Here is a 12,775-nt window from a genome sequence, read left to right on the forward strand (position 1 = left end):
GCTGACCCAAGCGCGGGACTTCCCTCCCGCGCGGGTGGAAGGTGCGGTACAAAATGAATGGTCAGTATCCGCAGTCAGTCACCGCAAGAGACAGGATTGATCGCTGTGAACGCGAAAAAGCTCCTCACTTTCGCAGGAATCGCGTTGGTGCTGTTCTTCGTGATCGCGCAGCCAGGTCAGGCCGCGGGCCTCGTGGGAAACATCATCGGCTTCCTGCGTGACTCGGCCGAATCAGTGATCACCTTCGTCAGCAACGTCTTCAGCTAGCGGACGGCGGATACTCTATCGGTATGTTCGCCCCACGCGATCCAGACGAGTATCTCCTCGACACCGAGCGGCGGGTCATCAGGATCCGCCGGCACTGGGCTGTGTTGTTGTGGGACACCTTCGAGGCGGTCGCCCTCCTGGCGATCTGCGTCCTGGTGTCCTACCTGCTGCCGCCCGCCGCGTGGGTGATCCAGAACATCCTGTGGTACGCCGCGTTGCTGGTCGTGCTGCGCTTCGCGTACATCGTGATGGAGTGGTGGGTCGAGCGGCTGGTCGTCACCGACAAGCGGTTCGTGATGACCACCGGCGTATTCACCACGAAGGTGCTGATGATGCCGATCACCAAGGTCACCGACCTCACCTACGAACGTTCGGCGTGGGGCCGGATGATGGGGTACGGCACGATGGTGGTCGAGTCGGCCGGTCAGATCCAGGCGCTGAACCGCATCGACTACCTGCCGCGGCCGGAAGAGTTCTACGACACGATCTCCGAACTCGTCTTCGGCGACAAGCAGAAGCAGGCCGAGCGCTTCTCGATGATCAAGGCCCAGCGCGCCGCGCGCGGTAAGAAGAAGGTCGGCTAACCGCTGATACCGACTCAGCGGTGACCCAGGTCTTTTGATCTTTGGGAGTCGCGCGCCTTTTGGCCGCCAGGCCTCAGGGCCGCGATGGCAGGGCGCCGTCGTCGTCCGCTGCAACGCAGGTCACCAAGTCGCGCCCTGGCAGCGCGGCCCTGATCAGCGCGATAGATACTGAGCCTCGATGCGCATCGACCTGCACGCCCACTCCACCGCCTCCGACGGTACCGACAGCCCGGCCGGGCTCGTCGCCGCCGCCGCGAAGGCGGGCCTCGACGTAGTCGCGATCACCGATCACGACACCACGGCCGGCTGGGCCCCGGCCGCCGAGGCGCTCCCGCCGGGCCTTTCACTGGTGCCCGGGGCCGAGCTGTCCACGATCTCCGTCGATCCGGTGACCGGGCGGCACGTCAGTGTCCATCTGCTCGCGTACCTTTTCGATCCCGAGTCGGCCGCGCTCGTCGCCGAGCAGACCCGGCTGCGTTCGGAGCGGCGGTGGCGGTTGCGGGTGATGGCCGAACGGATGGCCGCCGACGGTCTGCCCGTCGATCCCGACGAGGTCATGTCGCTGCTGCCTGAGGACGGTTCGGCCGGACGCCCGCACCTCGCGCAGGCCTTGGTGCGGGCCGGTGTCGTCTCGTCGGTGAACGAGGCTTTCGGCAGCTATCTCGGCAACGGCAGCGGATATTTCGTGGCGCGGCAGGACACCCTCGTGGAGGACGCGATCGACATGATCGCGGAAGCGGGCGGTGTCACCGTGATCGCGCATCCCTTCGCCTACACCAGGGGCGCGACCATCACCGTCGACGTTCTCGCCGACCTCGCCCGGCGCGGCCTGACCGGGGTCGAGGTCGACCACCCGAACCACGACGAGGAGACCCGCGTCCAGCTGCACGGGCTGGCCGGGGAGCTGGGACTCGTGCGCACCGGGTCGAGCGACTACCACGGCACGAACAAGACCATCGACCTCGGCGACGAGACCACCGACCCGCTCGCGCTGGAGGAACTCGTCTCGCGGGCGACCGGGTACGAGGTCGTGACCCGGTGACGATCACGGACTTCTTCGACGCGCGCCTGTTCATGAGCGCGACGATCACGCTGATCGTCATCATGGACCCGCCCGGTACGGTGCCGGTGTTCCTGAGCCTGACCGGTCGCAAGTCCGTGGCTTTCCGCGCCAAGGCCGCGCGGCAGGCGGTGCTGGTGTCCCTGCTGGTGATCTCGCTGTTCGCCGTCGCGGGACAGGCGATCCTGTCGTATCTCGGCATCGGCATCCCCGCGCTGCAGGGCGCGGGTGGGCTGTTGCTGCTGCTGATCGCGCTGCAGTTGCTGACCGGCAAGACCGGCGGCGAGGCCGAGGCGGCGGGCGACGACGTCAACGTCGCGCTGGTGCCGCTCGGGACGCCGCTGCTCGCCGGTCCCGGTGCGATCGCCGCGACCATCGTCTTCGTACGACAGGCCGACGGGCACGTCGGCGCGTACGTGGCTCTCGCGCTTTCGATCGTGACGGTGCACTTCGTGCTGTACCTGTGCATGCGGTACTCGGGCGTGGTCATCCGGCTGATCAAGGAAAGCGGGATCACGCTACTGGCGAAGATCGCCGGTCTGCTGCTGGCCGCGATCGCCGTCGAACTGGTGGCGAACTCGGTGAAGGGCTTCATCGCGGGGACCTGACCTGCGGGACGACCCCGGCGATAGCAAAGGTCCCTTGCTCCCTTTTGGGGCTTCCGGTCTCGGTTGTTGCGCGTGAAGGCCCCCTTCCCTCGGCTCAGCCGAGGGAAGGGGGCCTTCACGCGCAACGGCGCATCGCGTTCGCGGGCGTGCGCGGCGGCGGGATGATCTGCCGTGAAGGCCTCCTTCCCTACTTTGAAGGTAGTGAAGGAGGCCTTCACGGACCGGCGCACGCTGAGCAGGGGATCGACGCCGGGGCTGCACGAGGGTGGTGGTTCCCGCGGTCTCACCCTTGATCAACGGAGGATCCGGGACACTCAACGTCCCCGATCTTCCGTTGATCAAGCTCGTGCTCACTCACGAGACCGAGCGGGGAAGATTCCGGACGCTCAACGGCCGGAATCTTCCCCATCCGGACCGCCCCGGCAACCCGCACACGCTCCACGTCAGTAGGTAGACAAAGACAAGTCCCTCAAGGGGACCTTCACGGACCGGCGCACGCGCAGCAGGGGATCGACGCCGGGGCGATACCAAAGGTCCCTTGCCGTCGTTCCGCGCAGCGCAGGTGCTCTCCGGGCAGTTTCCGGCGATCGTCCATGAAGGAATTGGGACACTCAACGTCCCAATTCCTTCATGGCCACCGGACGAACCCGGGGCCACGGGGCCCGGCGCACCGGCGATAGCAAAGGTCCCTTGCTCTCTTCCTGGGGATCCCCTCGAAAAGTGTCGGTGGGGGTGCGTAGCGTTGCGGGCGGGGTGATCCGATGGAGCAGATTGGTTTCGACTTCGGCGTCGAGGCGCCGCGCAAGCTGACGAAGGTCTCGCCCGCGCGCCTCGCGACGTTCGAAGATTGCCCGCGCCGCTACCGCATGTCGTACCTCGACCGCCCGTCCCCGGCCCGCACCGGGGCGTGGGCGCACAGCACGCTCGGCGCGGTGGTGCACAACGCGTTGCGGGCGCTGTTCGACCTGCCGGTGGTCAAACGCGTGCCGCAGCGGGCGATGGCGCTCGTCGCCGAGCACTGGAAGGACGCCGGGTTCGAAGACACCGACCAGGCAGCCCGGTATCGGGCCCGCGCGAAGGCCTGGGTCGCGGATTACGTCGAGCACAACGACGTCAGCGTCGATCCGGTCGGGCTGGAGCGCTGGGTTTCGGCGCCCGTCACGCTCGAACCGGGCAGCGGGCCCAGCCTCATCATCGAGGGCCGTGCCGACCGCATCGACCAGCGTGGCCGGGAACTGGTGATCATCGACTACAAGACCGGTCGTCGTGAGCCGGACGAGTACGAGGCTCGGTCTTCGCAGGCTTTGGCGCTGTACGCCGTCGCGGCCGCCCGGACGCTGCGCACGCCGTGCTACCAGGTCGAGTTGCATCACGTGCCCACCGGCACCATCGCGGCCGCCGAACACACCGAGCAGAGCCTCAAACGGCATCTCCAACGCGCCGACGAGACCGCCGGGGATCTGCGGCTGGCGACGGATACCCTGAGCGCGGGCGGCGACGAGGACGTGTTGTTCCCGGCGCGCCCTGGCCGCCGTTGCGCATGGTGCGATTTCCGGCCCAGTTGCGCGGCGGGTCAAGAGGCCGGCCCCGCGGCTCAGCCGTGGGATTTGCTGGCGCCCCTGAAATCCTGAGATCTTGACGATTGGACAGGCGAGGACGTGTCGTCATCGGACACCGAAGAGCTCGCGACCACTCCGCTGCCCGTGAGCCCGGACGAGCCCACGGCGACCCGACGCGGAAATTTCTGGCGCGGCCTGACCGGTTCGCTCGCGGCCGGGATGGTCGTGCTCGCGACGTGCGTCCTGGTGATCGCCGGGATCTGTCTCTTCACCGCCGCACCGGGGCCAGGTCCCTTGATGCTGATCGGTCATCCGGTCGCGGCGGTACTCGCCGTGCTGGCACAGCGGACCGTTGACGCGCGGAACGGCCGCGTCGCGGGCTTCGCGGGTCTCGGCGTCGTGGTGAGCGTGACGGCCGCGCTGAGCCTGTTCTGGTGGAGCTGAATTCGGCAGGAAAGTGCCACGCTGACCCAAAACCCCTTCTGTCGCTGCGAAACTGTGCGGTACCGGGCACGTCGTGGAAGACCACGCTGCCCAGCAGCGAAGACGAAGGGCACCGTTGATGACCTACCCACCCCAGCCAGGACAGCCCGATCACGGCCAAGGCGGGCAGCAGTACCCAGGGCAGCAGCCCCCACCGCAGCAGTACCAGCAGGGCACTTACGACCAGAGCGGCGCGTACCAGCAGCCGCAGCAGTACCCCGGCTATGGCCAGCAGCAGTACGGCCAGAACCAGCAGTACCCCCAGGGCTTCGGCGGGCCGCCCGCGCCACCGAAGAACACCAAGACCGGCCTGCTGGTGGCCATCGCCGCGGCCGCCGTGGTGGTGGTCACGCTGGCCATCACCGGGTTCGTCGCTCCCGGGTTCTTCCTCGGCGACGACAAGGCCGACAAAGCGGCAAGCCCGGAAGAGACCGCGCGGGCGGTCGTCGCGGGCATCAACGCCCACGACAAGACCGCGTTGAGGGCGCTCAAGTGCGTGAACGCGGACCAGGACATCGACCAGGCCATCGAGCATGTCGACGACGTGGCGAACGCGACGCTCGGCGAGTTCACGAAGGTCTCCGAAACCGAGTACTCGGTGGTCGTCAAGCTGAGCGTCGAAGGGCGCTCCCGTACCGCCGCCGGCACGCTCGCCGATGAGGGCGGCCAATGGTGCTGGAAAGAACTCGGCCGGTCCCGCGCCAAGACCTCGACGACGCGCTGACGGGCGCCGGGGGAGCAAGGGACCTTTGCTATCGCCTGCCGGTCACTTGAGGGCGGCCAGTGTGGTGCCGCGCTGCTCCAGCAGCACCGGCCCGACCGAAGAGAGCCGCACGGGGCCGTTGTAGCCGTGCCTGTCGACGCCGACGGTGCGGATCGTGGTGCCGGTCAGCTCGTCGAGGACGGCGAGGCCGCCCTGGATCGGCACCACCAGCTGATCCCCGAAGGTCACACCAGGGCCCACGGCGTTGTTCAGCGTCCAGCGCGGCGTGAGGTCGTCCCGCGAGAACGCCATGGTCTTCGAACCGGTGAACCAGTAGACGCCCTGCGCTGTCCACGCGGTCGCCATGATCCCGCCCACCGGGTCCTGCGCGATGTCCGCGGCGGGCACGTCGAGCGGGTACGCCGACTTCTGCGTTCCGTCGGCGCCATAGATGACCAGCAGCTTCTGTTCCGGCAGCACGATCAGGGCGAGATCGCCGGACATCGCGACGACTTTCGCGTTCTTCCCGGCGAGCACGCTGCTGTAGTCGACCTTCGGTTCGTCGGCTTCGTCGTTGGTCGCGCGGTAGACGGTGAAGCGGTCGGCCGGGTCACCGGGGCAGCGTTCGATCACGCCGATCTTTCCCGACGCGGCGGCCACCGTGCCGTAGGTGCAGCCTGACCGGGGTTGTTTGTTCGGCTGGACGACGGCCGGGACCTCGCCGTACTCCATGCTCTTGACCAGGTCGTCGCGCCAGGTGTTGAGCAGCTTTTTGCCGGTCGTGGTGACGTGCGAGCCGTCGACGACCAGGCGGGTGCCGAGTTCGGCGTCGCCGTTGCGCTGCGCGGTGCGACGGCCGGTGCCCGTGTCGAGCTGGGTGACTTCGCTGCAGCCGGTGTCCTTGCGGTACACCGCGTCCACCTTGATCCCGGCGAGCGCGACGGTGCACAGCTCCAGATCGCGGGAGTAGCGCCATCGGACGGTGCCGGTCAACGGATCCCGCCCGAGTACCTCGCCCTTGTCGGCGGTGACGACGCTGTTGGCCTCACCGATCGGGACGGGTGTCGCCGAACTCGGTGCCTGCCACAGCTCGGTCAACGAGCCGGGCACTTCCGCCGGGGACAGTGGGAGCGCGGGCGGCACGGTGGCGGCGACCTGCGCGACCGTGGCCGCGTTGTCGCTGTTCACCCCGATGACGACGCCGGTGACGGCGACGACCACCACGATCGCGGCGGCGTACACGCGATCCCGCGTGCGGTTCCATGGCGACCGCCTGGCGCGTTTCCCGCCCAGCGGCGGCTCGGTGGCCACCGGCGGGACGGGTTCGGCGTCCAGCACGTCTTCGGTGCCGATCGCGGCCGTCGTTTCCGGCTCGTCGCCGTTCGGCGTCTGTTCGGGTTCAGCGGGCACGTGCCGCGCCGGATCGTCGTCCGGCGCGGCTTCCCAACGTTCGCTCACGTGCCCCTAGCTCCCCATGTCCGCGCTGAAGGTGCTCAGTCTGCCGACGCAGGTGTATCAGAAGTCGCCGAGGGACGGCGACGGCGGCGTCGGCGAGCCGGGCGCTCGGCACTGTCGCCTGCTTCCTTCTCGACCGCGGGACCGCTGACCTCGGGGCTCGGCTTCGCGGCGCCACGGCTGCGGCGACGTGTGCGAGTGCGGCCTTCCGAGGAGCCTTCGCCTTCGGTGCCTTCAGCGGAAGCCGAAGCCGCCGCGGCGGCGTCCGCGGCCTCGATCTCGGCGGCCGCGTCGGCTCCACCGCGGGTGCGCTTACGCGGCGCGCGGGTGCGCTTGCGGGGCGCCTCTTCCTCGTCGGTGCTCCGGCCCTTGGCACCGCGGGGACCACGGCGCTTGCCGCCCAGGTCCTCTTCGACCTCGGCCGAAAGACCAGCGCGGGTTCGCTTTCCCAGCGGGAGACGCCCGGTGGTGCCCTCGGGGATGCCGAGGTCGTCGAACAGGTGCTTGGACGACGAGTACGTCTCGGCGGGCTCGGGCATGTCGAGGCCGAGGGTGTCGGAGATCAGCTTCCAGCGCGGCTCTTCGTCCCAGTCGACGAGGGTGATCGCGACACCGGTGCGCCCCGCGCGGCCGGTGCGGCCGATGCGGTGGACGTAGGTCTTCTCGTCCTCCGGCGTCTGGTAGTTGATCACGTGCGTGACGTCGTCGATGTCGATACCGCGGGCGGCGACATCGGTGGCGACCAGCACGTCGACCTTGCCGGCGCGGAACGCGCGCAACGCCTGCTCGCGGGCGCCCTGGCCGAGGTCACCGTGCACGGCGGCGGCCGCGAAACCGCGTTCCACCAGCTCGTCGGCGACCTTCTGCGCGGTGCGCTTGGTGCGGGTGAAGATCATCGTCAGGCCGCGACCCTCGGCCTGCAGCGCGCGGGCGATCAGCTCGGGCTTGTCCATCGAGTGCGCCCGGTAGACGAACTGGGTGGTGCGCTCGTGGATCGCGCCGGCGTCGTTCTCCTCGGCACGGATATGCGTCGGCTGGGTCAGGAACGTGCGGGCCAGCGTGATGATCGGGCCCGGCATGGTCGCCGAGAACAGCATCGTCTGCCGCTTGTCCGGCACCATCCGCAGGATGCGCTCGATGTCGGGCAGGAAGCCCAGGTCGAGCATCTCGTCGGCCTCGTCCAGCACCAGACCGCGGACCTTGCCCAGCACCAGGTGCTTCTGCTCGGCCAGGTCCAGCAGGCGGCCGGGGGTGCCGATGACGACGTCGACGCCGCTGCGAAGTGCCGCGATCTGCGGCTCGTACGGGCGGCCGCCGTAGATGGCCAGCGTGCGGATGCCGAGGTGCTTGCCCGCGCCCTTGAGGTCGTTCGCGACCTGGATGCACAGCTCGCGGGTCGGCACGACGACCAGCACCTGCGGGGTGCCGTCACCGGGGACCTCGACGCGGTGCAGCAGCGGGACACCGAAGCCCAGCGTCTTGCCCATACCGGTGCGGGCCTGGCCGATGAGGTCGTCGCCGGCCATGGCCAGCGGCAAGGTCAGTGCCTGGATGGCGAAGGTACGCTCGATCCCGGCCTCACTCAGCGCCTTCACGATCTCCGGCTTGACGCCGAAGGACGCGAAGGAGGGGGACTCGGGTTCCACCGGGGCGCCCGCCTGCAGCGGGTGCGACACGTCCAGCGCCGCCGGGCCGGTCTCGCTGTGCTCCAGCGCGACTGCCTCCGGGACTTCGGTCGTGGTGTTTTCGACGGTGGTGGATTTGTTCGTGGTCAGGGTGCTCGCCTCTCTCGTGACCAGCGCGCACTGCCCTGGTCACCGGATCGACACTCGACCACGAGGTTTCGCTCGGCTCCGCGCTACTGGCGCTGAAGCGGCCCTTCGTGGGAATGCCGCAGGATGGCGTGCACGCACATCATTCTTGTGCTGACCGGGGCCGCACGGGCTGTCCTTCAGCCGCAGCAGCGTCCCGGTCCGGACGGAAGATCCGTCGTTTCTCGTCGGCCAGTCTACCTGGTCTGCGGTTTTGCGATAGTCCCCGCCGCGCCGGGGAGGGTGGGATCGGTCTCTTCCCCACCTCAGGGGTGTGTTCGGCGATACCCTCTTCGCCGTGACGGAGGCAAAGCAGATCAGCGAGGGCGTAGTCGATTTGCTCGGCGTACTCGCCTACGGGGAATTGTCCGCGTTCGACCGCATGGCCGAGGACGCGCGCACCGCGCCGACGCTGTCCGGCCGGGCCGCGCTGGCGTCCATGGCCGCCGCCGAGATCGGGCACTACGACCTGCTCACCAAGCACCTCGCCGGGCACGGCATCGCGATCGAAGACGCGATGCGGCCGTTCGTCGGGCACATCGACGCCTGGCACGCCTCCACCAAGCCGCGTTCGTGGCTGGAGTCGCTGGTGAAGGCCTACGTCGGCGACGGGCTCGCGGCGGATCTCTACCGCGAGATCGCCAGCTGGCTCGACCCCGAGACCAAGGATCTGGTGCTCACCGTGCTCGCCGACACCGGGCATTCCGCCTTCGCCGAGCGCGAAGTCGCGGCCGGGATCGAGGCGGACCGCAAGGCGAAGGACAAGCTCGCGCTGTGGGGCCGCCGCCTGCTGGGTGAAGCGCTGACGCAGGCCCAGTACGTCGTCGCCGAGCGGGACGGGCTCGCGGAGCTGATCGTCGAAGGCTCCGGTGATCTTTCGGGAATCGCGGCGCTGTTCCGCCGGTTGCAGCAGGGGCACACCAAGCGCATGCAGGTGCTCGGGCTCGGCTGAGGTTCCTTCGGCTAGCCTTTGGCGGACAAGTAATTTCGAACTTTCTCAGCGGAGGTCCCACGTGGAGGTCAAGATCGGCATCAAGGACACGCCGCGGGAGCTCGTGGTGTCCAGCAGCCAGTCGCCCGACGAGGTCGAGGAACTGGTCGCGAACGCCTTGAGGGCCGGCGACGGGATCTTCCGCCTCGACGACGAAAAGGGCCGCAAGTACATCGTGCCCACCGACCGCATCGCCTACGTGGAGATCGCGCCGTCGGACGTCCGCAAGGTCGGTTTCGCCGTCGGTGGCTGACCCGATCGGGTAGTAGTCGCATGTCACAGCGGCGTCACCACTGCGTCTCAGCTCGCTCTCAGATTTGATCGTCACGCTGATGCGGGGACGGCAGGGGGCTAGCCGAGAGATGAGGTGGACGGCGTCACTGTGATCGACCGCGCGCTGGTGGACGGCGCGCGCACGGTTCCCGAACATGGCAAGCGGGTCGCGGGGCGGCTGACCGGTATCGACGTCGCCCGCGGCCTGGCCGTACTCGGCATGTACGCGGTGCATGTCGGCCCCGATCCCGCCAAAGGCGGCGTCGGGGTGTTGTTCAAACCTTTCGAAGGCCATTCGGCGGCGCTGTTCGCGGTGCTGGCGGGTGTTTCGATCGCACTCATGTCCGGCGGGCGACGGCCGAAGCAGGGTCGGGCCCGGACGCGCGTCGCGCTCAAACTGGCGACGCGCGCGCCGCTGCTGGTGGCGCTGGGGCTGTGGCTGACCAGCCTCGAAACCGGCTACATGGTGATCCTGGCCTACTACGGCGCCTGTTTCCTCTTCGCGATCCCGTGGCTGCGGGCGGGCGCGAAGACACTGGCGATCGCGGCCGTCGTCGTCGCTGTCGCGGCCCCGCTGCTCTCGCATCTGATCAGGGCGCAGTTGCTGCCTCGTGACCTGCTGTTCTTCGCGCCCGACCTGACCGCGGACGACATCACGTCGACAGGGCTGCTGAAGGCCGCGACCGTGCTCGTCCTGACCGGCACGTTCCCCGCGCTGACGCTGATGGCGTACGTGTTCGCCGGGATGTCGATCGGGCGGATGGACCTGACCTCTCGCAGCGTGTGCCGCCGCCTGTTCTTCGGCGGATCGGCGCTCGCGGTGGGCGGGTACTTCGTATCCTGGCTCGCGACCGGGCCGCTCGGCGGCATGCAGGCGGTCTACCGCTCGCTGGAGCCGGCCGCGGCGCAGATGGGGATGACGCCGTCCGAGTTCTTCCGCCTCCACCAGACCTGGATCCACGGCACGCCGCCGACCACGAGCTGGGCCTGGGAACTGCTGCCGACCGGGACCTCGTACACGCCTTTCGACCTGGTCATCTCGATCGGGATCGCGGCGGTGGTGATCGGCGGATGCCAGCTGCTGATGCCGAAGTTCGAGCGCGTGCTGCGGCCGCTTTCGGATCTGGGCGGGCGGGTGCTGAGCGCGTACGTGCTGCATTTCGTGGCGATCGCGCTGCTGTGGGACGAGAGCGACGGCGATTCGATCTTCAGCGTGCTGCACTTCGTCGAGTTCTCGGTGGTCGCGCTGACCGCCGCCGTGCTGTGGCGGAAGTTCGTCGGGCGCGGGCCGCTGGAATGGGCGATGAACAAGCTGTCGAGCTGGCCGAAGTACGTGGGCGCGGTGGTGCGGATACCCGCTCAGCGACGCGGCTGATAGCGCGTGAAGGCCCCCTTCCCTCGGCTGAGCCGAGTGAAGGGGGCCTTCACGCGCGTTGGGGTTGTTGGTGTCGCCGCGCAGGTGATAGCAAAGGTCCCTTGCTCTCCTTCTGTGGGCAGCCCCGCCCGGTCGTGCCAGGAAAGGCTCTTTCCTTGCAAATTTCGCAAGGAAAGAGCCTTTCATTGCACGCGTGACCCGAGCCTCCGCGCCCGGAGGCTTCACGGCACCTGAGGACCCCCGGCGATAGCAAAGGTCCCTTGCTCCAGGCCTTGGGTCTGACCTGTGGATCGCGGGGTGGGTACGGCCATCTCGTCGATGAAGGATTTGGGACGTTGAGTGTCCTGATTCCTTCATCGACGAGCTACTGCCACGCCGGGTGCGGCTCTCGGGGTATGAGCCGGGGCCGTGGGTGGCATCGGCGCCTAGCGAAGTGAAGGGAGCCTTCACTTCCCAAAGGCTTCAGGCGTTCAGTTCGTTGAGTTCTTCCAGGCTGGTCGGCACGTGGAACGGCGGCGTGCTGGTGCCCATGATGCGGTAGCGGTCCCACGGGTCCGGGTCGGAGAGTTCGCCCTTCGCGCTGTACTCGCCCGCGCGGATCTCGACGGCGGTCTTCTTGCCGCCGGCGGCCGCGGACACCTGCGCGTTGGTGGCCACCCGGCCGTACCAGCGGTAGTACCCGTCGATGGGCTGGAAGTAGCCCCGCAGCTCGACCGTGGCCGGGACCTCGGTCCCGTCGATCACGAGGACCGCTTCGCCGGAGTAGCCGTCTTCGTCGTGCTCGCTCATTGACCCTCCACCTGTTTCTCCTGGCTCTTGCGCATCTGGACGACCTTGTTCTCTTCGAGCGGCAGGTTCGGGTCGATGACGATGCCCTGCTGCCGGGAGAGGCCGTCGATCGCGGCCCAGATGATCTGTGTCAGGTACTCGACGACACTGTCGCGGCCCATCGAGCGCCGGTCCAGCCACCATTCGCCGGTGCTCTGCACCATGCCGACGATCCCGTGCGCCCACGGTTCGGCGGCGCCGGAGTCCATGTTGAACATCCGCATGTAGTCGCCGAGCAGCGCGGTCAGCGCGGTGGCGATGAGTTCCTTGTCCTCGGCGACGACGTCGGATTTGACGACCACCTTCTCCTGCAGGCCGCCGCGCGCGAGCAGGCGGTACAGGTTGGGGTGCTCCTCGATGACGCTGAAGAACGCGTCGAGGGCCATCCGGATACGGGGGACCGGGGCGAGTTCGGCGTTGATGGCCGGGATCAGCCGCTGGAAGAGGATCTCCGTACCGCGTTGCCCGAGTGCGACGTACAGGTCGGCCTTGTCGTCGAAGTGCCTGTACAGCACGGGTTTCGTGACGCCGGCTTCGGCGGCGACGTCCTCCATGCCGAGGTCCGGGCCGTGGGTGTCGAGTGCCCGGAGGGCGGCCTCGACGAACTCCGCGCGGCGCGCGATCCGGTGCTTGCGCCAGCGGTCGCGGCGGGCGTCACCCGTGTCGGCTTCGTCCGCCGTGGGGTGCTTGCTCGACTGCTTGCTGTTGCGCTTGACACGTTCGATCACCCGAGTCATGCTACCAGAGGTAACTGTTACCACAAGTTACAGATAGGGGT

The 12,775-nt window shown here is 68.3% G+C and carries 14 protein-coding genes; 10 read left to right on the top strand and 4 right to left on the bottom strand.

Translation table 11 applies throughout. From position 1 onward, the window contains the following. The first annotated feature begins 57 nt into the window (after positions 1 to 57). From ACZ5ZX_RS27150 to ACZ5ZX_RS27180, 7 genes are all read left to right on the top strand, one after another. On the top strand, positions 58 to 267 hold the full coding sequence (locus ACZ5ZX_RS27150; RefSeq protein WP_465504951.1) for a hypothetical protein: 210 nt from the start codon (positions 58 to 60) through the stop codon (positions 265 to 267). 23 nt (positions 268 to 290) lie between these two features. Then, positions 291 to 851, top strand: coding sequence for a PH domain-containing protein (locus ACZ5ZX_RS27155; protein WP_465504794.1), 561 nt, complete (start codon positions 291 to 293; stop codon positions 849 to 851). Between the two features lie 178 nt (positions 852 to 1,029). Next, positions 1,030 to 1,893 carry a PHP domain-containing protein gene (locus tag ACZ5ZX_RS27160; protein WP_465504795.1) on the top strand — a complete coding sequence of 288 codons (864 nt, stop codon included), beginning with the start codon at positions 1,030 to 1,032 and terminating at the stop codon, positions 1,891 to 1,893. Continuing rightward, complete coding sequence (locus ACZ5ZX_RS27165) at positions 1,890 to 2,519, top strand: MarC family protein (RefSeq protein WP_410577993.1); 630 nt, start codon at positions 1,890 to 1,892, stop codon at positions 2,517 to 2,519. The genes ACZ5ZX_RS27160 and ACZ5ZX_RS27165 overlap by 4 nt, the downstream gene beginning before the upstream one ends. 761 nt (positions 2,520 to 3,280) lie before the next feature. Continuing rightward, positions 3,281 to 4,150, top strand: coding sequence for a RecB family exonuclease (locus tag ACZ5ZX_RS27170; protein ID WP_465504796.1), 870 nt, complete (start codon positions 3,281 to 3,283; stop codon positions 4,148 to 4,150). A 27-nt stretch (positions 4,151 to 4,177) separates the two neighbouring features. Continuing rightward, on the top strand, positions 4,178 to 4,522 hold the full coding sequence (locus tag ACZ5ZX_RS27175; protein ID WP_465504797.1) for a hypothetical protein: 345 nt from the start codon (positions 4,178 to 4,180) through the stop codon (positions 4,520 to 4,522). 118 nt (positions 4,523 to 4,640) lie between these two features. Next, complete coding sequence (locus tag ACZ5ZX_RS27180) at positions 4,641 to 5,285, top strand: hypothetical protein (RefSeq protein ID WP_465504798.1); 645 nt, start codon at positions 4,641 to 4,643, stop codon at positions 5,283 to 5,285. A gap of 42 nt (positions 5,286 to 5,327) precedes the next feature. Here ACZ5ZX_RS27180 and ACZ5ZX_RS27185 read toward each other — a convergent pair whose 3' ends face one another. Together ACZ5ZX_RS27185 and ACZ5ZX_RS27190 are read right to left on the bottom strand one after the other, a co-directional pair. Next, positions 5,328 to 6,722, bottom strand: coding sequence for an Rv3212 family protein (locus ACZ5ZX_RS27185; RefSeq protein ID WP_465504799.1), 1,395 nt, complete (start codon positions 6,720 to 6,722; stop codon positions 5,328 to 5,330). A 35-nt stretch (positions 6,723 to 6,757) separates the two neighbouring features. Beyond that, positions 6,758 to 8,365 carry a DEAD/DEAH box helicase gene (locus ACZ5ZX_RS27190; protein WP_465504939.1) on the bottom strand — a complete coding sequence of 536 codons (1,608 nt, stop codon included), beginning with the start codon at positions 8,363 to 8,365 and terminating at the stop codon, positions 6,758 to 6,760. A 463-nt stretch (positions 8,366 to 8,828) separates the two neighbouring features. On the opposite strand from ACZ5ZX_RS27190, the gene ACZ5ZX_RS27195 reads away from it, so the two are divergent. The 3 genes from ACZ5ZX_RS27195 to ACZ5ZX_RS27205 all read left to right on the top strand — a co-directional run bounded on the left by ACZ5ZX_RS27195 (position 8,829) and on the right by ACZ5ZX_RS27205 (position 11,169). Beyond that, on the top strand, positions 8,829 to 9,482 hold the full coding sequence (locus ACZ5ZX_RS27195; protein WP_061988445.1) for a ferritin-like fold-containing protein: 654 nt from the start codon (positions 8,829 to 8,831) through the stop codon (positions 9,480 to 9,482). A gap of 61 nt (positions 9,483 to 9,543) precedes the next feature. Next, complete coding sequence (locus ACZ5ZX_RS27200) at positions 9,544 to 9,774, top strand: DUF3107 domain-containing protein (RefSeq protein ID WP_005167610.1); 231 nt, start codon at positions 9,544 to 9,546, stop codon at positions 9,772 to 9,774. 114 nt (positions 9,775 to 9,888) lie between these two features. Then, on the top strand, positions 9,889 to 11,169 hold the full coding sequence (locus ACZ5ZX_RS27205) for an acyltransferase family protein (RefSeq protein WP_465504800.1): 1,281 nt from the start codon (positions 9,889 to 9,891) through the stop codon (positions 11,167 to 11,169). 462 nt (positions 11,170 to 11,631) lie between these two features. Here ACZ5ZX_RS27205 and ACZ5ZX_RS27210 read toward each other — a convergent pair whose 3' ends face one another. Both ACZ5ZX_RS27210 and ACZ5ZX_RS27215 read right to left on the bottom strand, forming a co-directional pair. Beyond that, on the bottom strand, positions 11,632 to 11,958 hold the full coding sequence (locus tag ACZ5ZX_RS27210; protein ID WP_465504801.1) for a DUF4873 domain-containing protein: 327 nt from the start codon (positions 11,956 to 11,958) through the stop codon (positions 11,632 to 11,634). After that, complete coding sequence (locus tag ACZ5ZX_RS27215; RefSeq protein ID WP_465325348.1) at positions 11,955 to 12,734, bottom strand: TetR/AcrR family transcriptional regulator; 780 nt, start codon at positions 12,732 to 12,734, stop codon at positions 11,955 to 11,957. Before ACZ5ZX_RS27215 ends, ACZ5ZX_RS27210 begins: the two co-directional genes overlap by 4 nt. Positions 12,735 to 12,775 lie beyond the last annotated feature (41 nt).

The sequence above is a fragment of the Amycolatopsis sp. NPDC033938 genome, from assembly GCF_055575975.1.